Below are 20,884 nucleotides of genomic sequence, written 5' to 3' on the forward strand. Positions count from 1 at the left end.
GCAGCCCGGGTCGCGCTCCATGACCACCGAATTTGAACTCATCGCTCGCATCGCCGCTCTTTTTGGTGCCCCGGAAGGGGTGGCTGTCGGGATCGGAGACGACGGAGCGGTGCTCGACCCGGGGCGCTTCGACCTGGTGACCATGGATACGATGGTCGAGGGCGTGCACTTCGATCGCGACTGGAGCAGCCCGCAGGACGTGGGCTGGAAGTTGCTGGCGAGCAACTTAAGTGACATCGCCGCGATGGGGGGCGGGCCGGGGGCGTTCTTTTTGTCGATGGCGCTTCCCGCTGCCCTCGACCCGGGCTGGCCGGAGGGGGTGCTCGAGGGCATCAAGGAAGCGGCGCGCGCGCTGGTCCCGGAGAGCTTTGAAGTTTCGGCAGGCGGCGGTGATTTGAGTGCGACCCACGGCCCTATCGTCCTCACGATGACCCTGATGGGCGAGGCGTCGCCAGCCGGCCCGGTGCTTCGGCGGGGGGCGGTGCCGGGGGATCGTATCGTGCTCCTGGGGCAAACGGGTCTGGCCGCTGCGGGGCTCGCGATCCTGCGGGGCGACGTGGAGGTGGAGTCCGGTCAATTCGCCTGCGCGCTTCGAGCCCACCGTCGTCCGGGGGCCCAGGTGCGCGCGGGGGCCCTGCTGGGACTCTACGGGGTACCCTCGGCCATGATCGATGTGAGTGACGGTCTGGTCCAAGACCTGGGGCATATCCTCAAAGCCAGCGAAGTAGGCGCTCGCCTGGAAGCCTACAGCCTGCCGCATCATCCCGAGCTTGTGATGCTGCGGGAGGAGTACGGCGTCGACATTCTCAGATTAATGCTCACCGGCGGCGATGATTATGAGCTGCTCATGACGATTCCGCCCGCGCGTATGCCTAAAATCTGGGATATGGCGCGGCGTCACAGCTGGGATGTTCACGATATCGGCGAGGTGCGCTCTCCCGATGAGGGGCTGGTCGTGTTGGGCCCTGAGGGCGAGCCGGTGGTGTTTGAGCATGGTGGCTATCGCCACTTCGAGGCGAAATGAGTCAGTCTCTGGAGAGCCCGGCTGTACGTGCCCACCGCGAGGTCGTGGAGCGTCTCTGGACCAGGCCACTGCTCAACGCCTGTGCCGAGCTTTTGCCGCTGGTGGAGGGCAAGACGGTACTGTCGGCCGAGTCGCGCTGTGGCGCGGTCGTAACGCACTGGCTGAAGTATCTCCCCGAAGAGACGCGAATGATGGCGTTGGATTCGAACGCCTCGATGCTTGACTGCGCTCGCGAGCGGGTCAGTGAGGCGGAGCAACGTCGTATCTTCTTTGTGCAGCAACGCGTCAACGCGCTCTCCTACGCCGATGAGGTGTTCGAAGCGTCGGTCTGCCTGCACGGCCTGGTGAGCCGTCGACAACTCGATGAGGGGCTCGCCGAACTGGCGCGTGTGACGTCGAGCGGCGGGCTGGTGATGGCGGCGCTTCCCACATCCGAGAGCTTCGATGCGTTTTACGATCTTCTCGATGAGGCTCTGCGCTCTCATGGCTTGCACGAAGCGCTGGAGCGTTTGGGAGAGTTAAAAGAGCGCACGCTGGTCGATGCCGGCGCGGCTGCCCGGAGCGCTCGCAACTTCGGGCTGCATGATCTCATCCTGGAGCGGATTCGTTGGGATCTCTCCTTTGCCAGTGGTCGTGATTTTTTGCAGTCACCTCTGATCCAGGAGACCTTCTTCCCGCATTGGTCTGGGGCGATTCGCGGCTCGGAGCGTGAAGCGGTACTTGGTTATATCACCCGGGCGATCGATACCTACTGGCGTGATCGCACCTTCGATACCCCTATCGAGGCTGCCGTGGTGATCGGTCGTCGTCTCTGAGCGCTCAGTCGTGAAAAGGGGGAAGGTCGCGAAGTTCCGGGTCGATCGTCTCTCGCGGGTCCTGATCGGATTGCTCGTGTTTCTCTTTGGTAAGCACGGCGACAAATCCCAGTGCCAGCAAGATCACGGGGATGGCGATAAAGAGCACGGTGGCGATGTTCACTTCCATAACATCCTCGGGGCGGCCGAAATCGCGATGAACGCTCGCCATTCGAACAACGCTCTGGCGAGTCTGCCCCTGAATGTAAACACCGCTGAGCTGGCCTGGTGATGGGATGTTTTAAAAGGAGGCTGTGATGACGTTGCGCGAAGAGCTCCAGGAGCAGGTCGTGCGCATCGAAGAGATGCTCGAGAAGGTGCCCGAGCCGATGGCTCGCAAGCTGCGTGAGCACCTCGGGGAATTGCGAGAACTTCTGCTGGAGCAGCGCCCACCACGCTTTGTACTGGTGGGCCGGCGGGGGGCAGGGAAATCGTCGTTGGTCAACGCCATCTTCGGCGAACCCGTCGCTGAGGTGGGTCATGAGAAGGCCACGACCGCTCGGGGGACCTGGTGGAGTTATCAGGGTGCCCTGGGGACGCTTGAGATGCTCGATACCCGCGGCCTCCAGGAGGGCAGCGCCCCGGAGCAGGCCCGCGCCGAGGAGAGCGCACAGCAGAGTATTGCGCGGGCGATCGAAGAGAAGGCGCCGGATGCGCTGCTCTTTTTGATCAAGGCCAAAGAGGTCGACGCCGCTGTCGATGGCGACCTCGATGGTCTCGAAGCGGTCAGTCAGCAGGTGCGCGAGCTTTACGGCTACCGGGTGCCGCTGGTGGCCGTGATCACACACTGCGACGAACTCGAGCCCAAAAACGTCAGCCTCCACGCCCCCGACGACGAAGCGCCGGAGGAGCTTCAAGAGAAGCTCGCCCGCGTGCGGCGTATTGAGCAGGACCTCGGCCAGAAGATTCGAGGTCGCGTTGCGCTGCGCGATCAGCTGGTGGGAGTGCACGGCGTCTCGGTCTATCAGTCCTGGCGTCGCGACGGCACGCGCCGTGCCGATGAGCGCTGGCGCGTTGAGGAGTTACTTGATTTTTTACTCGATGAGCTGCCCGAGCAGGCCCGGGTGGAGTTCGTGCGGCTCAGTCAGGTTCGAGGGTTGCAGCATCGTATGGCGGATCGCCTGACCACGGTGGTTTCCGGGATCACCGCCGGGGTCGCGCTGACGCCGCTGCCGCTGGCCGATATCGGACCGATCACCTCTCTGCAGGTCAGTCTGGTGGTGGGGATAGGCTATGTGGCCGGTCGTCGCCTGGAGCTTCGTACCGCGGCGGAGTTTCTGGGCGCGCTGGGGGCCAATGTGGGCGCGGCGATGGCGTTTCGTGAGGTTGCCCGGGGACTGGTCAAGGTCCTCCCCGGATTCGGGAGCGCGGTTTCTGCGGCGGTAGCGTTCGCCGGCACTCGCGGTGTGGGGCGGGCCTCGGCGGCGTATTTCATCGATGGCGTGAGTACCGAGCTGGCGAGAGAGCTCTTTAAGAAAGCGCGCCGCGACGCGGAGGCGGAGTACCAACGCGACCTTGAGGACTGACGTTGCGTGGTGAAGACCGGCGCCATCTTTGGGAAGGCAATCCGGCGAACGACCTCCCGATCCTCGCGCAGCGATGCGGGGGAGCGGAGGCCCTCCTGCGAAGATCGCCAAAAGCGACCGGGGTGTCAGAAGAAGTATCGCAGCCCGGCGCTGGTGCCCACGTGAGCAGTCGTTACGCGCAGGGAGTCGTCGCTCGTCGAGAGGCGCTCTCGTCCCCAGAGCCAGGTCAGGTCAACGCCGAAACGTACCTGCAACCCCTCGCTAACGCGGTAGCCGACGCCAAGCCCGGTGGAGGTGATCAGGCCCAGGGTGCGCGTGCGTTCTTCCGCGCGAAGTTGCTGATCGCCTTCAACGACGGTGATGTCGCGGCTGCTTCCCCCGAAGTAGGGGCCCAGCGAGACCTGCACATGGGTCGAGAATCGGTCGGTCATGGGGAGGTGGTAGCGGGCCATCGGCTGAAGGGTCATCGCCGTCTCGGTCGCGGCAGCTTCCTCGTCGCGATTGAGGCGACGAACCAGCAGACCGATCGTCGCGCCGACTTCCAGGCGTTTGACTACCATCACGCCTACGGAGCCATCGACCCGCAAGAAGAGCGTCGCGTCGCTCGCCACGCGGCCCGAGGGGAGCTCGTTGGAGGCGCTCGTGCGCGCAAAGCTCGCGTCGATACCGGTGTTCCATCGGCCGGTGCGAAATGCTGACTTCAGTCGATTGCGCTCCTGAGCATCGCTCGCGTCGAAGGGGGGTTGTTGCTGAGCGATCGCCGGGCTTGCGGAGACGAGAAGTACGACCATGGCGAGTGAGACGACACGACCCGGATGTTTCATCATCATGCGTAATCTCCATGCGCTCGAGTGACACATAAAAGGAAGCGCGGCGACGGGCTGCCGAGCCAATCTCATCATGACGGGTGATGCTTCTCAGTGCCACTGTGCGCGCCTCACGGTATCGCCGGGACCATCAGGCGGGCGTCTTCGGAGAGCGTGAAGGTGTCGAGGTGTCCGCCGGGTCCAGCAGCGAGGACGACGTGCGCGTGCACCGGCGTGGTGTGGTCAACGATCACCCCGGTGTGCTCGGTGGTGTAGATGCCCACCAGCGTCACTTCGATACCACTGTGCGCGAACTGATGGCTGAGCTCTTTGCGTTCCTCGCAGGTGGTTGCGCCGCCCTCGGGGAATCGGGTCGCGTCAACGACGTGCCAGTTCACGGTGGCCGCCGGGTCCTTCACGCGGAAGGGGACCGGCTGGCCCGGGGCGTTGTCACGGCGCCAGGCCTCCAGCGTTTTGACGAGCGCGTCCCGGTCGGTGCCTTCGTTCAACTCGAGCTCCTGCCAGGCGTCGACCTTCGCGCCGAAGAGGAGTGTGGCGTCGAGCGCGCCCAGATCTTCGGCGTTTTTATAATGGTCAAAACCGACCTCGTCGCTGCCGGAGCGAGCCACATGGATGTTCTCGTCGAGCACGGTGATCTCACCGAGCAGGCCCCCGACGGCGCCGACACCGTGGTTGATGGCCGGGAGGGCGTCGGCAACGTTCACAATAGGGTTGAGGTCTTTGTCGAGGTTGACGCGCTTCATCGCGCCGTGGATGTGAAGCTCGGCCCAGGCGGGCGTTTCGACGGTCGGATCGTCGGCCGCTTCAGGGGGCCGGGCCGACTCCAGGGGGCTCTCGTTGGTGGCAGCGGAGCGTTTCGAAACATCGGTCTCACTGCTCTTTTGCTCGCAGGAAATCATCGAGAGAAGGAGCAGGCAGAGCAGGAGCTTGAGTCGGTTCATGGTCACATCGAGGCATGAGGAACACGGAAGAGATGCACGAGGCGAAGTATGCGCGGCGACCCCGATGATGACAACCTCCGGCCTCTCAAGCCAGACCGCCGCCAAAGCACCATCCCAGTGTGGCAATGGAGGTCAGTTCGAGCTCCTCACGCAGGAAGTTGACGGCGCTGGTCATGTTGGCAGTGAGGGCTGGTTGGTTGGCGCTGGCGCTTTCCATCAGGACTTTGGCTTCATCCGGGGGTTTGAGCGGTCTGGCCCTCGTAGAGATCGACGGCGAGCACTGCGTAGCCCTCACTGGCGAGCTGCTCGGCCATGGCGCGGATGGTGTCGTTGAGTCCCCACCACTCATGTACGATGACCACACCTGCGATGGGCTCCAGGTTTTCCGGGGTGGCCAGATAGCCCTCAACGGCGCCATGGAGCCCTTGATGGTAGGCAAGCTCGGTGGCCTCAACTCCCTCAACGTGGCGAGGGCGCCCGGGATCGGAGAGCGTGGGGGCGTCGTCATGATGCTCGTGGGCCATGGCCTCGGAGTACGTGCGCGTCTCCGACTCCTGGCGGACCTTCGACGCGCCGGGAGGCGCATCGGGGGACGATGAGGACGAGGAACAGGCCCATGCAGACGCCAGGGTAAAACCGATGACCGGCACCATCATCACACGACGGTTCATGCGCTGCTCCTCGTGGTTTCCGACAGGGTGAGGAAAAGGGCGTGTCGGCCAAGTTGGACACCGTCACGAAGAAGTCCCATCGCGACGGTGCATGACGAAGATGCAGGTTAGCCTACGAAGCCCTTCCAGTTGCGCATGTAGTCGATAAAGGCCGGGCCCAGGGCGCGAGCGCGCAACTCCTCGGGGCTTAAAGGCGGGCGGCGCGGCTCAAAACCGGGCTGGAGGGCTTGCCGGGGCCAGTCCGGGTTGGCGATGGCGGAGCGGCCCAGGGCGATGGCGTCGGCGCCGCGCTCCAGCGTGACCAGCGCGTCGTCGAGGCTCCAAATATGGCCGGCCGTGATGAGAGGAATATCGGCGGGCAGGGCCTCGCGAAAGAGGGTGAGCGGATGGGTGTCCGGGTACTTTTTGGAGGGCTGGAAGACGTCCCACAATGAGATGTGAATGAACTGTGCGCCGTCCTCCACAAGCCACGTTGCGGTCTGAATGGACTCGTCGATGTCGATGCCGATGGTCGAGCCGAAGTCTTCTGGCGAGAGGCGCACACCGATGATGAAGTCGCCAGGAACCTCGGCGCGGCAGGCCTGCATCACCTCGCGGAGCAGCCGTGAGCGCCCCTGCAGCGATCCGCCCCAGAGGTCGGTGCGTTGGTTTCGGGTGTGGCTCAAAAACTGGCAGAGAAGGTAGCCGTGGGCACCGTGCAATTCGACCCCATCGGCTCCGGCCTCAAAGGCGCGGCGAGTGGCCCGGGCGAAGTCGTTGATGACGCGCGCGATGTCGGCCTCGGTGGCGGCGCGCACATTACGCTCGGTATCGGCGCTGGCCGACCAGGCCTGCTGGCCGGAGACCTCCGTGTTGGCACGCCCACCGGCATGGAAGATCTGCGGGATGAGCAGCGCGTCGTGGGCATGCACGGCATGGGCCACGCGCTCCCAGTCGGCAATGAGGCGGTCCTCAAAGATGCCAAACTCACCCGACCACCCCTGACCGTCGAGCGAGACGTGGGTGGCGCAGGACTCGATGACCGAGAAGCCTCCGGCGGCCCGGGCCTCCAGAAAGCTCAGCTCATCCTCGGAGAGGGAGCCATCGTCGTGGCTGGACTGGTTGGTCAGCGGCGCCAGCCACAGGCGGTTTCGGGCCTGGCGTCCGCCCCGAAAGTGCATTGGCGAGAAGATGCGTTCGCCGCTGGCATCGGAGATCTCCGGAGTGGGTAAGGGCTTCGGCAGAGACTGCGAGGTCATGCATGCTCCATACATCGTGCGGTCGACAAAGGGTGAATTTGCGAGGACTTCCTCGATGCCCGGCTCAACGAATGGACCCTCGTAGATAGTCCTGTTGAACGCACCATCGCGCGTTAGCGCTGCATCAATGCTGGCGAGCTGCGTCGCATCAAGAGCAGATAGACCGCGCTGGCCAGCCCGAAGCTCACGAACCACGCGTAGGTGTAGAGCGTCATGAAGACCGCCGGCACGGCGTCTGCCGCGATGATGCCGGCGGTACCCAGAAAGCCCGGTACGCAGGGAAGAATGCCACAGGCCAGCGCGATCATCGCCGCCGGATTGTATCCGCGGCGATACCAGTAGGGCCCCCGGGGCTGGTAGAGCGCGTTCAAGTCGAGTTCGGTTTTGCGCACCACGAAGTAGTCGATGATGATCACCCCGCCGATAGCCCCGAGCAGCGCTGAGTAGCCCACCAGCCATACAAAGACGTAGTTTCCGGCGCTCTCCAGGAGCTTCCAGGGAAAGATCGCCATGCCCAGACCGGCGGTGACCATGCCGCCGAGGCGAAAGGAGAAGCGCTGCGGTCGCAGGTTGATGACGGCGTTTGCCGGGCTGACGACGTTGGCGGCGATGTTGGTGGAGAGGGTGGCCAGCGTCAGAGCAACCAGCGCGACCACAATCGAAAGTCCGCCTCCCATGCGGCCCAGAAGTACGGTCGGATCGAAGATCGCTTCCCCGTAAATCACCACCGTCGCCGAGGTGACCGCCACGCCGATGAACGAAAAGAGCGTCATAAAGGTCGGAAGCCCGATGGCCTGGCCGAGCATCTGGTCGCGCTGTGATCTGGCGTAGCGGGTGAAGTCAGGGATGTTCAACGAAAGTGTCGCCCAGAACCCCACCATGGCCGTCAGCGAGGGAAAGAAGACCGCCCAGAACTCTCCTTCTCGGGGCTGGCCCGGGCCAAATTGCGAAGGGGCGGAGAGCATGGGGCCGAAGCCGTCGGCTTTGACGTAGGCCCAGGCCAGAAGCATCAGCCCCATCACCACCAGAAAGGGAGCTGCCCAGGTTTCCAGGATGCGAATCGACTCAATGCCGCGCCAGATCACGACGACCTGCAAGAGCCAGAAGGCCATAAAACAGGCGAACTGCAGAGCGTTGATCCCCAGTACCGGAAGCGCCTCGCCGCCGCCCCAGCCAAAGACGACGTCGAGAATCTGATAGACAGCCGCGCCTCCGATCCAGGTCTGGATGCCGAACCACCCGCACGCGACCAGTCCTCGCATCACCGCGGCGATGTTGGCTCCGTAGATGCCGAAACTCGCGCGCGAGAGCACCGGGAAGGGGATGCCGTATTTGGTGCCCGGATGTCCGTTGAGCAGCATCGGGACGAGCACGATGAGATTGCCCAGCGACACGGTGAGCACGGCCTGCCACCAGTTCATGCCGTTTTGCACCAGACCGCCGGCGAGCATGTAGGTAGGCACGCAGACGACCATGCCGATCCAGAGGGAGGCCATATTGAGCACCGACCAGGTGCGACCTTCGGGGGGCGTCGGTGCGATGTCCTCATTGATGAGTGTGGGATCAGGTGCGAACATGGGCGCTCCAGGTGGGGGCCCGCCGCCAGCGCCGAGCCGAGTTTGACAGTTTGAGATGCCTCGGATTAGGTTAGGCCCCTTGCACACTACGAACGGTAATTTCGACCGATACGATGTACGCGACGACGAACTCGGGTGACCGTGTGTCGCGCGCGGAATCCGCACCGACGCAACTCGCCGGGCCTTGCAGAACTTCTTGCGCGGGCAGCTGCCGGAGGGCTTGCGATGTTTTAAGAACGCTTCAGGCTAACGCCGAGCTGTGGTCTTGAGCAAGGCGTCGCCGATTGCAGGTGAACTTCTCCGCTCGATAGCGGGACGGCCGCTCGGAGAGTCTTGATGATCCCCCAGACGACGAGGCAACGACGATGACTGACGGAAGCGGGCTGAGCCCATCGCCCTTCGCGGACTACAAGCCCCCCATGGACCGCGGCGCGGCGATGGTAGAGGCCAACCGCTGTCTGAACTGCTACGACGCGCCCTGCATCCGGGAATGCCCCACCGGCATTGATATCCCGGGGTTCATCAAGAAGATCGCCAGCGAGAACATGCGGGGCTCGGCTCGGGTGATTCTTGAGGCCAATATCCTGGGGGCCTCCTGCGCGCGGGTCTGCCCCACCGAGGAGCTCTGTGAGGGGGCGTGCGTGCTGCACGACCTTCATGAAGAGCCGATTCAGATCGGCAGGTTGCAGCGTTACGCCACCGACCCTGTGGTCCTTGGCGAGAAGGCGCTCTTCAAGCCGGCGCCTTCCAACGGTCGTAGCGTGGCGTGCATCGGGGCCGGCCCGGCAAGCCTGGGGTGTGCCGCCGAACTTGCGCAGCTGGGCTATGAGGTCGTGGTCTTTGAGAAGGCCGAGCAGCCCGGTGGGCTCAATACCTATGGCATCGCAGACTACAAAATGGATTACGCCACCGCCCTGGCCGAGATTGAATGGGTCAAGCAGCTCGGTGTGAGCATCCGCTGCAACACCGAGGTGGGCGAGGACGTCTCGGTGGCATCGCTCTTTGAGGATTTCGATGCGGTCTTCATGGGTGTGGGCCTGAGCGGGGTGTCGCCGGTAGGCATTCCCGGCGAAGAGCTTGAGGGCAGCCAGGACGCACTTGATTTCATCGCCGAGCTCAAAACACATCCCAAGGACGACGTTTCGCTGAAAGGTAAGCGTGTGGCCGTCATCGGCGGGGGTAACACCGCCATCGACGCCGTCACCCAGGCCAGCCGTCTCGGTGCAGAAAAGGTCTATATGGTCTACCGCCGCACCCGGGAGCGTATGGGCGCCTACGCTCACGAGCAGGAGCTTGCGCGCAAAGACGGCGGCATCTTCGTGCTCGAATCGATGCCCGTAGAGATCCTGGGGGAGTACGGCCGCGTCATTGGGTTGAAGTGCCAGAAGACGCGAAGCGACGCCGATGGGAGGCTTGAGCCGGTTCCCGGAAGTGAGTTTGTGCTCGACGTTGAACGGGTCTTTCGCGCCACCGGTCAGGCCAAACGCGTGGGCTTTTTCGACACCATCGACGGCCTGGAGTTCGACGCGCGCGGCAAAGTCATCGCCGACGAGCATGGCCGCACCAGCGTCAAAGGTCTGTGGACCGGCGGGGATTGTGTCAGCGGCGGCAAAGAAGTCGTCAACGCTGTGGCCGAAGGAAAACGCGCCGCAATGAGCATCCACCAAACCCTTGAAGGAGCCGAGTGATGGCCGATCTGAGCTGCAACATCGCGGGCATTAAGTCGCCCAATCCATTCTGGTTGGCCTCGGCGCCACCGACGAACACCGGTTACCAGGTTGCCAACGCCTTTGAAGCGGGGTGGGGCGGGGCGGTCTGGAAGACCCTGGGTCAGCCCATCGTCAACACCTGGTCGCGCTACGGGGCGATGGACCTCAACGGCCAGAAGATCGTGGGTCTCAACAACATTGAGCTCATCACCGACAGGCCTCTGGAGGTGAACCTCAAAGAGATCTACGAGGTGAAGAAGCGCTTTCCGAACAACGCTATCATCGTCAGCTTGATGGTGGAGTCGAAGCGGGAGGCCTGGCATGAGATCGTCAAAAAGGCGGAGGATGCCGGCGCGGACGGACTGGAGTTGAACTTCGGGTGCCCGCACGGGATGTCGGAGCGCGGCATGGGCGCGGCTGTCGGGCAGGTGCCCGAGTACTGCCAGCAGATCACCGAGTGGGTCAAAGAAGTGGCGACCGTTCCAGTGCTGGTGAAGCTGACGCCCAACGTCACGGATATTCGTTATCCGGCGCGCGCGGCGAAGGCCGCCGGTGCCGACGGGGTGAGCCTTATCAACACCATCAACAGCGTCATCGGCCTCGACATCGACACGCTCGCGCCTCGTCCCACCGTCAACGGGTGGTCTTCGCACGGCGGTTACTGTGGCCCGGCGGTCAAGCCGATTGCGCTGAATATGCTCTCGCAGATCGCCACCGACCCCGAGACTCTGGGCCTTCCGATCAGCGGTATCGGCGGGGTGAGCACCTGGAAGGATGCCGTCGAGTTCATCGCGCTCGGTGCCACCTCGGTGCAGGTCTGCACGGCAGTGATGCATTACGGCTTCCGCATCATCGAAGATCTCTGTGACGGGCTCTCCAACTACCTGGATGAGCGTTCGATGACGCTCCAGGAGCTGCAGGGCATCAGCCTGGAGCGCATCCACGACTGGAAAGAACTCGATCTGAACTACGTGGTCAACGCGCGTATCGATCAGGAGAAGTGCATCGGTTGCGGGCTTTGTTACACCGCGTGTGAGGACGGCGCTCACCAGGCAATCTTCTCGGAGCGACGCGACGACGGCCGCACCTTTGTTGAGGTGAAGCCCGATGCCTGCGTCGGTTGCAACCTCTGCAGTCTGGTCTGCCCGGTCGACGGTTGCATCGAGATGGTCCAGATTCCCAACGACTTTGAGTCCTGCAGCTGGGAGGAGTATTCCTCTGGCGAGGGCGTACTGGCCCCACGACCGACCTACGAGCGTTGATTCGGTGCTCTGAACATCGCCCGCTTCATTCGCCACCCGAAGGGAGGCGGGTGATGAGGTGGTCGCCAACGCGTTGAAGTTTGTTTCACCCCCGAGATGAGGTTTGCATGTCGCAGCTTGTCATTCGTAACGGAGAGATCGTCACCGCCAGCCAGCGTTATGTGGCGGACATTTATTGTGAGAACGGAACGATTCAAGCCATCGGCCCCAATCTGGACGTTCCGGCCGGGGTTGAGGAGTACGATGCCCGGGGCAAGTACGTGTTCCCGGGCTTTATTGATCCTCACACCCACGTGCGCCTCCCCTTTATGGGCACGATGGCCGTCGATGACTACGAGTCGGCCACCGTCGCCGCGCTCTGCGGAGGCACCACAACGCTGATCGACTTCTGTATCCCGGAGCGCGATGAGTCGCCGCTGCATGCCTTCAACACCTGGCAGGAGGTCTCGCAGGGGAAAGCATGCTCGGACTTCACCTGGCATATGGCGGTGACCCGTTTTGATGAGGAGGTGGAGCGAGAGCTGCGCGAGATCGTCAGCCGCGGCGTGACCAGCTTTAAGGTCTTTCTGGCCTACGGCGGAGCGCTGGGTGTTGATGATGCCGCGTTGCTGGGCGTGATGAAGCTCGCAAAAGAGCTCGGCGTGGTGGTCACCGCGCATTGTGAAAACTCTGAGATGATCGACACCCTGCAGAAGAAGCTCGTCGCCGAGGGCAAGCTCGGTCCGCAGTGGCATGAGCCCAGCCGCCCGACCTATGTGGAGGCCGAGGGCACACGGCACTTCTGCAACCTGGCGCGCACCACCGGGGCGGAGGGCTACATCGTGCACCTCTCGTGTGAGGATGCCCTCAAAGAAGCCGTCGATGCCCAGCTGGCCGGGGCCAATGTGTGGGTCGAGACGCTGATTCAGCATCTGGTGCTCGACCACACCGATGCCGAGCGGCCCAACTTCGAAGGCGCCAAGTTTGTGATGAGCCCGCCGCTTCGTGACAAGAGCAACCAGGACCCGCTCTGGAACGGGTTTGCAAAAGGCATCATCGCTACCCTGGGAAGCGACCATGCTCCCTTTGATATGGAGCAGAAGCGCATGGGGGAGGATAACTTCTGCCTGATCCCCAACGGCATCCCCTCGCTCGAAGATCGCGTGCGCGTCTTTTTCACCGAAGGCGTGCAGACGGGCCGCGTGGACATCCATCGCTTCGTGGACGCAGCGAGCACCCAGGCGGCGAAGATCTTCGGGCTCTTTCCGAAAAAGGGCACGATTCAGATCGGCAGCGATGCGGACCTGGTCGTCTACGATCCCGAGGTCCGCGAGATGCTCAGCGTAGAAACCCACCATATGAACGTGGACTACAACCCCTTTGAGGGGCGCGACGTTCAGGGGCGCTGTGAGCTGGTCACGGTGCGCGGCCATGTGCAGGTGCGCGATGGTGAGTTTGTGGGCCAGAAGGGCATCGGGGAGTTTCTCAAGCGCAAGCCAAAGATGAGCTGACGCGCAGTCTGCGCCGGCTCATCGCCGGAGTTCTTTACCATACAACCTGTCTGACCTGACGCTGCGTGCCAGGACACCGTCGCGCCGACCTGAGGGCTCGAAGGTGTGCTGGCACGCGAGGTGTCGGGGGACCCACCTGAGAGGAGCAAGGCGATGAGCGATTCGAAGTTTTCTTTTGCAACCCGGGGCTACGAGTTTACCCCCTACGTGCAGGCCAATAACTGGATCGGTGGTGCGTGGAAGCCCTCGAGCAGCGGGGCGTCTGAAGACGTCATTAACCCGCGTCACGGCAAGTCCATGGGGCGGGTCGTCAGCTCCGGCGCTACCGATGTGGAGGAGGCTTTTGCAGCGGCGAAGGCGGCGCTTCCGGAGTGGAAGGCGCTCCCGATCCGCGAGCGTGCCCAGGTGCTCTACAAGGTCAAAGAGCTGATGGAGGCCAACCTCGAGGAGCTCTCCTGGTTGCTCTCCCACGAGAACGGCAAGACCATCGGTCAGGCGCGCGGCGAAGTGCTCAAGGGCATTGAGTGCGTGGAGATGGGGGCCTCGCTCCAGAATATGGCCGATGGCGGGCAGCTTGATGTGAGTCGCGGGGTCAACTGCAGGGTGATTCATGAGCCGGTGGGTGTGGTCGCCGGGATCGTGCCCTTTAACTTCCCGACGATGGTGCCCTTGTGGATGCTTCCTCAGGCGCTGGTGGCCGGTAACACCTTTATTCTTAAGCCGTCTGAGAAGGTGCCCTACGGAGCGATGCGCCTGGCGGAGATCTTCAAAGAGGCCGGACTTCCCGATGGCGTGCTCAACATCGTCAACGGGGGCAAAGACGCCGTGGAAGCGATCATCGACCATGAGGGCATCGGCGCGGTGGCCTTTGTGGGCTCGACGCCGATTGCGAAGTTGCTTTACGCCCGCGGCGCAAAGACCGGTAAAAAGGTGCTCGGCCTGGGCGGTGCGAAGAACCACCTGGTGGTGGTGCCCGATGCATCGCCGGAGGTGACCTCGGCCAATGTGGTGGCTTCGTATACCGGGTGCGCCGGGCAGCGTTGCATGGCGGCCTCGGTGCTTCTGGCCGTGGGCAACGTCGACCCCATTCTTGATGATGTGGCCGCGCAGTCCCGTGCGCTCAAAGTCGGTCAAGACATTGGTGCGGTGGTCTCCAAAGAGGCACGCGACCGTATCGTACGCTACATCGATGAGGCTGAGGCTGCCGGTGCCACCATCCTTGTCGATGGCCGCGGCGCGAAGGTTGAGGGCTCGGAGGGGTACTGGGTGGGACCGACGATCATCGACGGCTGCACCCCGGATATGGCCTGTGTACGCGAAGAGATCTTCGGGCCGGTGCTCTCGGTGATTCGTGTCGACACGTTGGACAAGGCGCTGGACATCGAAAACGCCAGCCCCTTTGGCAACGCCGCGTGTATCTACACCACCAGCGGCGCGGTGGCCGAGCGGGCGATCAGCCGTTTTGAGGCTGGCATGTGCGGCGTCAACATCGGCGTGCCCGTGCCGCGTGAGCCCTTTGCGTTTGGCGGTTGGAACGACAGCAAGGTCGGTCACGGCGATATGACCGGCATGGACGGCTTCCGCTTCTGGACCCGACCGCGCAAGGTTACGGTGAAGTGGGAGCTTCAATCTGACGAGACCTGGATGTCCTGAGTCGATGTGCTGTCGCGCATCCGGGAGGAGGCGCGGCGGCGTCGGACAGGTGGGAACACAACCCTTTTCTGCGACCCGAGGAATGCGATGGACTCTCAGGACATGATCGACCTCTGTAAGAAACACACCATGTATACCTGGGCTGCCGGCGATAACGTCGAGCCGATTCCGGTCGAGCGGGCCGAGGGCGTGTATTTCTATACGCCCGAAGGCAAGCGCTTTTTGGACTTCAACAGTCAGCTGATGAGCGTCAACATCGGCCACAGCCATCCGCGGGTGATTGAGGCGATGCACCAGCAGCTTCAGCAGGTGGCCTATGTCTACCCGGGTACTGCCACCGCGGTGCGTGCGCGGGTGGCGAAGATGCTCTCGGAGCTTGTGCCCGGCGATATCAACACCTTCTTCTTTACGCTGAGCGGGGCAGAGTCGAACGAGAATGCCATCAAGGCGGCGCGCAGCTACACCGGCCGGTTTAAGATTTTGAGCCGCTACCGCAGCTACCACGGCGCGACCAACGCATGCATGCAGCTCACCGGCGATCCGCGCCGCTGGGCCAATGAGCCCGGGAGCCCCGGCTTTATCAAGGTGATGGATCCTCGTCCCTATCACTACAGCTTCGGGGAGAGCGAGGAAGAGCAGACGGCGCGAAACCTCGAGTACCTCGAAGAAGTCATCATGTATGAGGGGCCCGACACCATCGCGGCGATGTTCGTGGAGACCATCACCGGGACCAACGGGATTCAGCCGCCGCCCAAAGGCTATCTCAAAGGGCTGAAGGCGTTGTTGGAGAAGTACGGCATCCTCATGGTGTGTGACGAGGTGATGTGCGGTTTCGGGCGCACCGGCAAGATGTTTGGTTTTGAGCACTATGACGTGGTGCCGGACATCGTCACGATGGCCAAGGGCCTGACCAGCTCTTATGCCCCGCTGGGTGCGATGGGGGTGAGCGACGCCATCGCCGAGCATTTTAAGAAGAACATGTTCTGGGGGGGCCTGACCTACAACTCCCATTGTCTGGCGCTCTCGGCAGCCGAGGCCTCGATTCAGGTGATGCTCGACGAGAAGCTCGTCGAGAATGCGGCGCGTCTGGAGTCGGTGATGCGCGAGGAAATGGAGCGCCTGAAAGAGCGTCATCCCTCCTTTAAAGAGGGGAGGGCGCTGGGGCTCTTCGGCATGATCGATGTCCAGAAAAACAGCGCGGGTGAGCGCATTGCGCCCTTTAACGGGAGTCACCCGGCGATGACGAAGCTCGGGCAGTTCTTCCGCGACAACGGGCTCTTCACCTTCGTGCGCTGGGGGAGCTTTATGTGCAACCCGCCGCTGTGCATTACGGAAGAGCAACTTCGTGAGGGCTTTGCGATCATTGATCGCGGTATGGAGATCACCGACGCGGCGTTTGAGGGCTGAAGTAAGACCTCGAAGTGGTGTGGTCAGAGAGTGCCGCGGGCCCATCGGGCTCGCGGCTTTTTTTCGGGCGATGCGAAGATGCCCGGGTTGGGGACCACGGGGTGTGGTCGTCATGCAGGCGTCGTTTCGTAGGTAGCCTTGAGGTATGTGAGCGAGCGCTGGATAAGTTCGCGAAGTGCAGCCTCATCGATGTCAGCGAGCTTGTTGATGTAGAGGCAGGACTTGCCGGTTTTGTGTTTGCCCAGGCGGCTCATGATGTCTTCGACGCCTTCAAAGCCCGACATGATGTAGAGCGAGATGTTGCGTTTGCGTGGGGAAAAGCCCGCCAGCATCCAGTCGCACTCGCGGCCGCTCTTGTAGATGTAGTGGTAGGTGCCAAAGCCGATGATGGCGTCGCCCCACATCACCGCCGGCGCGCCGACCTCCTCCTCGAAGATCGTGAGCAGGCGCAGGCAGTCGTCGCGACGTTTCGGGTCGTCGATGGCGTCGGTGAAGTCGGCGGGGGTCTGGTTGGTGGGTTTCGTTTTCAGGGACATGGTCGAGTCGTGGGTTCGGGTCAATGTGCGCAGTCGGGGGCCGGGATCGTGTCGGAATATACCGGTGGTTGCCATCAGCGTATCAACTCCGCGTCAGGTGGCGAGTCGTTGCCAGAGCTTCACGAGGGCGGGGCGGTCGATTTTTCCGGCCGAGGTCAAAGGCAGCGTGTCGCAAAAACGAAGGTCGCGCGGGAGCTTGTAGCCAGCCAGCTGCGGCCGTAGATGCTCAATGAGCGCCGAAGGTGTCGGGGGATGGGCCGGGCGTGCCGGACACATCAGAGCCACGATTTTTTGCCCCCAGTGCGGATCTGCGACGCCCAGTACAGCAGCCTGGGAGACTTCCGGGTGCTCGACGAGTCGTGATTCAATTTCAGCCGGTGCGACATTTTCGCCGCCGGTGATGATCACATCGTCGAGGCGTCCCTCGATATAGAGGAATCCCTGGTTGTCGAGATGTCCGAAGTCGCCGGTGAGGTAGACGCCGCCGTCGCCGCGAAAGGCCTTGCTGAAATCGGAGGATTCGCCCAGATAGGCCGTGGCGAGCTGCGGACCGCGCACTACGATCTGGCCGGACTTGCCGGCCGGCAGGCGTCTGCCTTGCGGACTTTCGATCCAGACGTCGACGTCCCGGGGGGGGATGCCTGCGGATGCCCGTCGTGGGTCGTCGGCTTCCAGGGTTCCCGGAGGCATCAGCGTGACCATGGGGCCAGCCTCGGTCATCCCGTAGCCCTGAAGGAGCTCAAAGCCGAGTGTGCGGGCTTCGTCGACGTAAGAGGGGGGCATGGGAGCGCCTCCACAAATACCGAAGCGCAGCGGGGAGAGCGTGGTCTCGCAGCGTCGCGTGGCATCGAAGAGTGCGCGCCACATCGTGGGGACCATCACGGCGCTGCGCACCTCGCCACGACCGATCGACTGGAGTAGCTCACCGGGCTTAAAGCGCGAGGCGATCTGCAACGGTGCGCCGGTGGCGATCGCGGCGGCAGTGAGCGCGCTGAAGCCCGCGACGTGGAAGTTGGGTGCAACCACCAGCACCGGCTCGTCGGCGCGAAGTTGCGTCATCTCTAAGAATTGGCGGGCGTTATGAGCGAGGGTCCATCGCGTGTGAGCCACCTGTTTGGGCAGTCCGGTCGTGCCGCCGGTCGACATGATGATCCAGGGGGCATTGAGGTCATCGTTTTGATGCACGGTAGCGCCGGACGGTCGTCGCGCGGTTTCGTACTGCGAGCGATCGCAGACACCATCGGCCCAGAGCGCGTCGCGATCCATCATTCGCGCCCGCAAGGTCGGGTTCTCACCAAACGCTCGCGTGATGGCCTCATGCGTGCTGGCGGAGGCATCGCCCTCGACGATGAGTGCGCTGATCTCGAAGGGCAGTGCCTCCAGTGCCAGCCCGAGTTCGCGTGCGCTCCAGCGGTAGTTCAGTGGCCAGAAGCTCGCACCGACTCGGGCGCAGGCCAGCGCCAGGCTCCAGGCAATGGGGTGGTTGGTGCCGCGGTAGCCCACGGTCGTGCCCGGGCGCACCCCCGCCTTGACGATGAGTGCGCTGAGGCGCTCAACGATGCCTGCCCATTCACGCCAGGTGGCCGAGCCGCGCGGCTCATCGGCACGCCAGGCGATGGCGTGGGGGCGATGTGCGGCATGCTCGGCGAGGGCTGTGAGCAGGTCGAAGGTGGGTTGAAGCTCGGACATGTTGGGTCTCAGAAGGTGCAGTGCATCAGGAGCGTGGGGGTGAAGATGCCGGCGCTGGATGTGTCGCCAGAGGTCGGTCGGGATGAACCTGCTGATTCTCGTTCGTCAGCTCAGATGGTGCACACCCGGGAGGTGGGGGGCGAGCAAAAAACGGAACTTTTTTTCAGTGGTCTCCGGCCGCAGTCCCGCAGTCGGAGAGAGGATCCCGGGGGGCAGGCAGGGTGGGGGTGGCTATGTAATTGCAACTCAACGACTTTCTTGCATCGGCGGTGTTGCGGGCGAGCGTCCTGAAGAAAAATTATCAAAAGTACGTTGACACTCAGAAGCTCCTTGTGGCACATAATGGTCATCGCGGCGGCGCTGACCGCCACAACAATCCGGCGTAGCTCAGGGGTAGAGCGAGCGGCTGTTAACCGCTTGGTCGTAGGTTCAAATCCTACCGCCGGAGCTTGAGAGAAAGGCCCGAGTCGAAAGACTCGGGCCTTTCTTTTGACAGGACCCTCGTCGGCATCGCCGGCGGGGGTCTTGTCGGTTCTTGCCCAGCTGGTGGCGCTTTGTGGGCGATCGCTGGTCGACGCGGGTGCTCTCTGGTCGGACGGCGCCAGAGTGCCTCTGCTCGTCGTCGGGTCCCGAACGGTGCTCTTTGAGAGATCTTGGGCCTCAGAGACGCCTCCAGACGCCCACATGCCGGTTCTGGTTAGCCCGGTGAGAGTGGGGCAGCCGAGCTAGCAGCGATGCGCGATCGGAGACGCTCTGAGAGCTCCTCGGCGTGACGCTCGCCAATGCTGCATCGTTCATCGGCGATGGATGTTGACCTTTGCCGCGGAGGCATCGTGAAGAAGACCAGGACCACAGCGTGCTGCCCTCCAGCGGAGCCGATGCCGCCGGTCCCGACCGACGAGGTGGAGGCCAACAAGTACCTCGCTCGACTGGCGAAGGCCATGGCTCATCCCGTGCGAGTCACCATCCTCCGCATGCTCGTGCGCCAGGAAGGCTGCATCGTCGGCGACATCGTGGACGAGCTTCCCCTGGCTCAGTCCACCATCTCGCAGCAGCTCAAGCAGCTGAAGGACGCCGGGCGACATCCTCGCCCGGCTTAATGCCGCCACGCACGACCTGGCGACTTCATGGTCTTCACTCCCCCCCTCACGCGTGGCACCCCGAGGTTTCTGCGGCGCCGTGACCCGGCTCATCCGGCGAACCGGCTCTTCGAATGCGACTGCTGCTGTGCCGGGCAGGGCTGCCCCTCGCGCGTAGCCCGCGTCTCCCGACACCATGAAGACAGGTCCCAATCGACCTAACCGCAACGTCGCTGCGGCGGCTTCAACACATCGAGACGGTGCGGACTTTTCGGGGCTCTTTTCGGTCCTGGAAGCGGTTACTCGCCCCAGCCCTGGATGCCTTCGAAGCGCTCAAACTCCTCGCGCTTCGGCCACTCGATCCCGAGCGCTTCCGTGACGTCGGCATCCATGAACGATCGCGAACCGATCAGCCAGGCGCGATCGCCATTGATCTTCCAGGCGAGGGTAGGCGTGTCGCTTTCCACGCCCTCATCGCCGCCGTAGTCGTCGCCGGGTCGGGCCATCTCCATCACCGCGAGCACGCCCACATCTCCGTCGACGCGGAGTCGCACCGATGCCTCGCCGTTCCAGGTGGTGTAGAAGTCATCGCCGAAGTTATCGCCCGCCAGATAGATCACCGAGGTTCCGAGCGCTCCGCCCGTTTCGGAGAGGCGTTTGGCTTCGATCTCGACGCCATACAGGTTTCCATTGCGGTATGCGCTGCCTTGCTTCGTCCAGTCTTCAAACATGTTCATCTCGTGGCTCGGTTAAGGTCATTACACGATATCAGCAGAGAGGGATGACTCTGCGTCCGCGGCGAAAATGATTCTGCAGCACCGCCCCCCGAGTCAAGGAAGGAATCGCCGATTCCCGACCCGGGAGACCACCAGGACGTCGGGCGTCCGACGAGCCCTCGACGGGTAGCGGAGAGGCACGAGGTGCCTGTTTGGACCCCCTCGACGGGTAGCGGAGAGGCACGAGGTGCCTGTTCTGAACCCCTCGACGGGTAGCGGAGAGGCACGAGGTGCCTGTTCTGACCCCCTCGACGCCTCGTTTGGGGTATGCGCGGGGCGTCAGGGCGGCATTTTCGGGCCATCGGCGTAACGCGCGAGACCTGCGGCGCTGGTGCCGCCGGGAGTTTTTTCGCTGATACGCCGACTTCGTTACCACCATCTCGATCACGTACGCCTTCCCATCGAACTCAAACGCGAGAGCCGTCGCCTCTCCCGGCTCCACCTGCTCTTCGATGCCTCCCCACATGCTCCACCTCCCCGCCAACCCTGCCTTTCAGCCAGCCGGCGAGCGCGATGGACTCGCCGACAACGATCGGGGTCATCGTACGTTGGAGGTGAATCGGGCGCGCGCCGCCACCGGGGGACGTCACTGTGACGGGTTTGCCCGGCGTTGTGATGATTTGCG

General features: G+C 63.2%; 19 protein-coding genes and 1 tRNA gene. 10 read left to right on the forward strand and 10 right to left on the reverse strand.

Translation table 11 applies throughout. The annotated features are described in order from the left end of the window. The first annotated feature begins 19 nt into the window (after positions 1–19). On the forward strand, positions 20–1,024 hold the full coding sequence (thiL, locus tag EA187_RS03470; protein WP_127779184.1) for a thiamine-phosphate kinase: 1,005 nt from the start codon (positions 20–22) through the stop codon (positions 1,022–1,024). Beyond that, on the forward strand, positions 1,021–1,839 hold the full coding sequence (locus tag EA187_RS03475; protein ID WP_115602892.1) for a methyltransferase domain-containing protein: 819 nt from the start codon (positions 1,021–1,023) through the stop codon (positions 1,837–1,839). The genes thiL and EA187_RS03475 overlap by 4 nt, the downstream gene beginning before the upstream one ends. 4 nt (positions 1,840–1,843) lie before the next feature. On the opposite strand, the gene EA187_RS20260 is transcribed toward EA187_RS03475, so the two are convergent. Further along, a complete protein-coding gene (locus tag EA187_RS20260) occupies positions 1,844–2,008 on the reverse strand; it encodes a hypothetical protein (RefSeq protein WP_164855943.1) in 165 nt (54 codons plus the stop codon). Between the two features lie 127 nt (positions 2,009–2,135). Here EA187_RS20260 and EA187_RS03480 point away from each other — a divergent pair, with 127 nt between their 5' ends. Continuing rightward, positions 2,136–3,404: a GTPase gene (locus EA187_RS03480; protein ID WP_127779185.1), complete on the forward strand. Its 1,269-nt coding sequence runs from the start codon at positions 2,136–2,138 to the stop codon at positions 3,402–3,404. Between the two features lie 125 nt (positions 3,405–3,529). On the opposite strand, the gene EA187_RS03485 is transcribed toward EA187_RS03480, so the two are convergent. From EA187_RS03485 to EA187_RS03505, 6 genes are all read right to left on the reverse strand, one after another. After that, entirely contained in the window at positions 3,530–4,234 is a 705-nt protein-coding gene (locus EA187_RS03485; RefSeq protein WP_127779186.1) for an outer membrane beta-barrel protein, read from the reverse strand. A gap of 107 nt (positions 4,235–4,341) precedes the next feature. After that, positions 4,342–5,172, reverse strand: a complete 831-nt coding sequence (locus EA187_RS03490) for a hypothetical protein (protein ID WP_127779187.1) — start codon at positions 5,170–5,172, stop codon at positions 4,342–4,344. 85 nt (positions 5,173–5,257) lie between these two features. Continuing rightward, positions 5,258–5,389, reverse strand: coding sequence for a hypothetical protein (locus EA187_RS20910; protein ID WP_283808529.1), 132 nt, complete (start codon positions 5,387–5,389; stop codon positions 5,258–5,260). A 13-nt stretch (positions 5,390–5,402) separates the two neighbouring features. Then, complete coding sequence (locus EA187_RS03495) at positions 5,403–5,843, reverse strand: dienelactone hydrolase family protein (RefSeq protein ID WP_127779188.1); 441 nt, start codon at positions 5,841–5,843, stop codon at positions 5,403–5,405. A 107-nt stretch (positions 5,844–5,950) separates the two neighbouring features. Then, complete coding sequence (locus tag EA187_RS03500) at positions 5,951–7,081, reverse strand: oxidoreductase (RefSeq protein WP_206524173.1); 1,131 nt, start codon at positions 7,079–7,081, stop codon at positions 5,951–5,953. Between the two features lie 113 nt (positions 7,082–7,194). Beyond that, a complete protein-coding gene (locus EA187_RS03505) occupies positions 7,195–8,658 on the reverse strand; it encodes an NCS1 family nucleobase:cation symporter-1 (RefSeq protein ID WP_127779189.1) in 1,464 nt (487 codons plus the stop codon). 365 nt (positions 8,659–9,023) lie between these two features. Here EA187_RS03505 and EA187_RS03510 point away from each other — a divergent pair, with 365 nt between their 5' ends. From EA187_RS03510 to EA187_RS03530, 5 genes are all read left to right on the forward strand, one after another. After that, positions 9,024–10,346 carry an NAD(P)-dependent oxidoreductase gene (locus EA187_RS03510; RefSeq protein WP_115602885.1) on the forward strand — a complete coding sequence of 441 codons (1,323 nt, stop codon included), beginning with the start codon at positions 9,024–9,026 and terminating at the stop codon, positions 10,344–10,346. Further along, a complete protein-coding gene (gene preA, locus EA187_RS03515; protein WP_115602884.1) occupies positions 10,346–11,629 on the forward strand; it encodes an NAD-dependent dihydropyrimidine dehydrogenase subunit PreA in 1,284 nt (427 codons plus the stop codon). The genes EA187_RS03510 and preA overlap by 1 nt, the downstream gene beginning before the upstream one ends. 107 nt (positions 11,630–11,736) lie before the next feature. Continuing rightward, a complete protein-coding gene (gene hydA / locus EA187_RS03520; RefSeq protein ID WP_127779190.1) occupies positions 11,737–13,119 on the forward strand; it encodes a dihydropyrimidinase in 1,383 nt (460 codons plus the stop codon). Between the two features lie 153 nt (positions 13,120–13,272). Then, the gene (locus EA187_RS03525; RefSeq protein ID WP_127779191.1) at positions 13,273–14,772 is read left to right on the forward strand and encodes a CoA-acylating methylmalonate-semialdehyde dehydrogenase; all 1,500 of its coding nucleotides are present in this window, start codon (positions 13,273–13,275) and stop codon (positions 14,770–14,772) included. 87 nt (positions 14,773–14,859) lie between these two features. Next, positions 14,860–16,179 (forward strand): aminotransferase class III-fold pyridoxal phosphate-dependent enzyme, encoded by a 1,320-nt coding sequence (locus EA187_RS03530; protein WP_127779192.1) that lies wholly within the window; start codon positions 14,860–14,862, stop codon positions 16,177–16,179. 110 nt (positions 16,180–16,289) lie between these two features. Here EA187_RS03530 and EA187_RS03535 read toward each other — a convergent pair whose 3' ends face one another. Both EA187_RS03535 and EA187_RS03540 read right to left on the reverse strand, forming a co-directional pair. Beyond that, a complete protein-coding gene (locus EA187_RS03535; protein ID WP_127779193.1) occupies positions 16,290–16,715 on the reverse strand; it encodes a DUF1801 domain-containing protein in 426 nt (141 codons plus the stop codon). A gap of 93 nt (positions 16,716–16,808) precedes the next feature. Continuing rightward, complete coding sequence (locus tag EA187_RS03540) at positions 16,809–18,404, reverse strand: class I adenylate-forming enzyme family protein (RefSeq protein WP_127779194.1); 1,596 nt, start codon at positions 18,402–18,404, stop codon at positions 16,809–16,811. Between the two features lie 376 nt (positions 18,405–18,780). Here EA187_RS03540 and EA187_RS03545 point away from each other — a divergent pair. Next, a tRNA-Asn gene (locus EA187_RS03545) sits at positions 18,781–18,852 on the forward strand. 385 nt (positions 18,853–19,237) lie between these two features. Continuing rightward, positions 19,238–19,504 carry an ArsR/SmtB family transcription factor gene (locus EA187_RS03550; RefSeq protein ID WP_206524174.1) on the forward strand — a complete coding sequence of 89 codons (267 nt, stop codon included), beginning with the start codon at positions 19,238–19,240 and terminating at the stop codon, positions 19,502–19,504. A gap of 278 nt (positions 19,505–19,782) precedes the next feature. On the opposite strand, the gene EA187_RS03555 is transcribed toward EA187_RS03550, so the two are convergent. Next, positions 19,783–20,220 (reverse strand): hypothetical protein, encoded by a 438-nt coding sequence (locus EA187_RS03555; protein WP_127779195.1) that lies wholly within the window; start codon positions 20,218–20,220, stop codon positions 19,783–19,785. Positions 20,221–20,884: the final 664 nt, after the last annotated feature.

Source organism: Lujinxingia sediminis, assembly GCF_004005565.1.
Lineage (GTDB): Bacteria > Myxococcota_A > Bradymonadia > Bradymonadales > Bradymonadaceae > Lujinxingia > Lujinxingia sediminis.

What these genes read in the sequence shown, in the direction of transcription:
- thiL (WP_127779184.1), top strand. Translation starts at nt 20, where the DNA reads ATGACCACCGAATTTGAACTCATCGCTCGCATCGCCGCTCTTTTTGGT.
- EA187_RS03475 (WP_115602892.1), top strand. Translation starts at nt 1,021, where the DNA reads ATGAGTCAGTCTCTGGAGAGCCCGGCTGTACGTGCCCACCGCGAGGTC.
- EA187_RS20260 (WP_164855943.1), bottom strand. Translation starts at nt 2,008, where the DNA reads ATGGAAGTGAACATCGCCACCGTGCTCTTTATCGCCATCCCCGTGATC.
- EA187_RS03480 (WP_127779185.1), top strand. Translation starts at nt 2,136, where the DNA reads ATGACGTTGCGCGAAGAGCTCCAGGAGCAGGTCGTGCGCATCGAAGAG.
- EA187_RS03485 (WP_127779186.1), bottom strand. Translation starts at nt 4,234, where the DNA reads ATGATGATGAAACATCCGGGTCGTGTCGTCTCACTCGCCATGGTCGTA.
- EA187_RS03490 (WP_127779187.1), bottom strand. Translation starts at nt 5,172, where the DNA reads ATGAACCGACTCAAGCTCCTGCTCTGCCTGCTCCTTCTCTCGATGATT.
- EA187_RS20910 (WP_283808529.1), bottom strand. Translation starts at nt 5,389, where the DNA reads ATGGAAAGCGCCAGCGCCAACCAACCAGCCCTCACTGCCAACATGACC.
- EA187_RS03495 (WP_127779188.1), bottom strand. Translation starts at nt 5,843, where the DNA reads ATGAACCGTCGTGTGATGATGGTGCCGGTCATCGGTTTTACCCTGGCG.
- EA187_RS03500 (WP_206524173.1), bottom strand. Translation starts at nt 7,081, where the DNA reads ATGACCTCGCAGTCTCTGCCGAAGCCCTTACCCACTCCGGAGATCTCC.
- EA187_RS03505 (WP_127779189.1), bottom strand. Translation starts at nt 8,658, where the DNA reads ATGTTCGCACCTGATCCCACACTCATCAATGAGGACATCGCACCGACG.
- EA187_RS03510 (WP_115602885.1), top strand. Translation starts at nt 9,024, where the DNA reads ATGACTGACGGAAGCGGGCTGAGCCCATCGCCCTTCGCGGACTACAAG.
- preA (WP_115602884.1), top strand. Translation starts at nt 10,346, where the DNA reads ATGGCCGATCTGAGCTGCAACATCGCGGGCATTAAGTCGCCCAATCCA.
- hydA (WP_127779190.1), top strand. Translation starts at nt 11,737, where the DNA reads ATGTCGCAGCTTGTCATTCGTAACGGAGAGATCGTCACCGCCAGCCAG.
- EA187_RS03525 (WP_127779191.1), top strand. Translation starts at nt 13,273, where the DNA reads ATGAGCGATTCGAAGTTTTCTTTTGCAACCCGGGGCTACGAGTTTACC.
- EA187_RS03530 (WP_127779192.1), top strand. Translation starts at nt 14,860, where the DNA reads ATGGACTCTCAGGACATGATCGACCTCTGTAAGAAACACACCATGTAT.
- EA187_RS03535 (WP_127779193.1), bottom strand. Translation starts at nt 16,715, where the DNA reads ATGTCCCTGAAAACGAAACCCACCAACCAGACCCCCGCCGACTTCACC.
- EA187_RS03540 (WP_127779194.1), bottom strand. Translation starts at nt 18,404, where the DNA reads ATGTCCGAGCTTCAACCCACCTTCGACCTGCTCACAGCCCTCGCCGAG.
- EA187_RS03555 (WP_127779195.1), bottom strand. Translation starts at nt 20,220, where the DNA reads ATGAACATGTTTGAAGACTGGACGAAGCAAGGCAGCGCATACCGCAAT.